The 1,701-nt window shown below is 63.1% G+C and carries 3 protein-coding genes; all 3 read left to right on the forward strand.

Translation table 11 applies throughout. The features are described 5' to 3' along the window. On the forward strand, window positions 1–615 hold a 615-nt coding region (locus ABT116_RS44525; protein ID WP_351646620.1), incomplete at its 5' end, for an adenosylhomocysteinase. 80 nt (window positions 616–695) lie between these two features. Further along, entirely contained in the window at window positions 696–1,337 is a 642-nt protein-coding gene (locus ABT116_RS44530; protein WP_298778167.1) for a dTMP kinase, read from the forward strand. 116 nt (window positions 1,338–1,453) lie between these two features. Continuing rightward, window positions 1,454–1,701: response regulator (locus ABT116_RS44535; protein WP_351646623.1), on the forward strand; the 248-nt coding region annotated here is incomplete at its 3' end.

Here is a 1,701-nt window from a genome sequence, read left to right on the forward strand (position 1 = left end):
GAGGCACTTCGCGGCCAGGGCGCTCGCGTCGCGGTCACCGAGGTCGACCCCATCAACGCCCTGCAGGCGCTCATGGACGGCTTCGAGGTCAAGACAGTCGAGCAGGCCATCGGCTGGGCCGACATCGTGATCACGTCCACCGGTAACAAGGACATCATCACGTTCGAGCACATGAAGGCCATGAAGCACCAGGCCATCCTGGGCAACATCGGTCACTTCGACAACGAGATCGATATGGCCGGCCTCGAGAAGTCCGGCGACGTCACGCGGATCAACATCAAGCCGCAGGTCGACGAGTTCACCTTCGCCGACGGCCACTCGATCATCGTGCTGTCCGAAGGCCGCCTGCTCAACCTCGGCAACGCGACGGGCCACCCGTCGTTCGTGATGAGCAACAGCTTCTCCAACCAGGTCATCGCACAGATCGAACTGTGGACGAAGCCGGACGAGTACGACAACGAGGTCTACCGCCTCCCGAAGCACCTCGACGAGAAGGTCGCCAAGATCCACGTCGAGGCACTCGGTGGCACGCTGACCAAGCTCACGAAGGATCAGGCTGAGTACATCGGCGTCGACGTCGAAGGCCCGTACAAGCCGGAGCACTACCGCTACTGACTCGGTGATTCGTCGCTGAGAATGTAGTGCCCACCGTCCCCCGGTCTGCGCAAGCAGGCCGGGGGATAGGCTTGTCCGCCGTGGGAACACTGGTGGCATTGGAAGGCCTCGACGGAGCTGGAAAGCGAACGTTGATCGGCAAAGTGGAGAGCGAACTCCGCCGCGGCGGCACGTCGATCGCAACTCTGGATTTTCCGCGGTACGGAAAGTCGATCCACGCGGATCTTGCTGCCGAGGCACTCAAAGGATCACACGGAGATCTGGCTGAATCCGTGAACGCGATGGCAGTCCTGTTCGCCTTGGACCGCGCCGGTGCTGCGGATCGGATCTCGGAACTGTTGTTCACCAACGACATTGTTCTCCTCGACCGCTACGTGGCGTCCAACGCCGCCTACAACGCGGCGCGCGTGCATCAGGGCGTGGACGGCGAGATGGTCGCCTGGGTCCGTGAATTGGAGCTGGGCCGACTCGCTCTCCCAGCTCCCGATCTGCAGTTGTACCTCGACGTACCGGTAGCGCTCGCCGAGCAGCGCGCCCGCTCGCGTGAGGCCGAGGACGCGTCGCGTCAGCTCGACGCCTACGAGCGCGACGGCGGCCTGCAAGCAAGAACCGGTGAGCTGTACACGCAGTTGGCAGCGACGGCCTGGGTCTCACCCTGGTGGATCGTGGGGCCGGAGACGGACCCGGCCGACCTGGCGCACAGGCTCGCGGATTTCGCGTGATCGGTCACCCTTGCGGCCGTGATTCGAACTTTCCGGCACAGTAGAGGGAAAGACGCGGCACGCCGCACGGCCACGTAACGGTCTGATTCATCGCTCCGAGATGCAACGATAGGGATATGAAACCAAGGATTCTGGTTGTCGACGACGACACGGCACTCGCCGAGATGCTCACGATCGTGCTGCGTGGTGAGGGTTTCGATCCCTACGTGGTAGGCGACGGAACCCTGGCGCTCGCGGCAGTGCGTGAGACTCGGCCCGATCTGGTCCTGCTCGATCTCATGCTTCCCGGAATGAACGGCATCGACGTATGCCGGGTTCTGCGTGCGGATTCCGGTGTGCCCATCGTGATGCTGACAGCCAAGAC

Origin of the sequence: Streptomyces sp. NPDC002130, assembly GCF_040296465.1 — a bacterium.
In the GTDB taxonomy this organism is placed as follows: Bacteria; Actinomycetota; Actinomycetes; order Streptomycetales; family Streptomycetaceae; genus Streptomyces.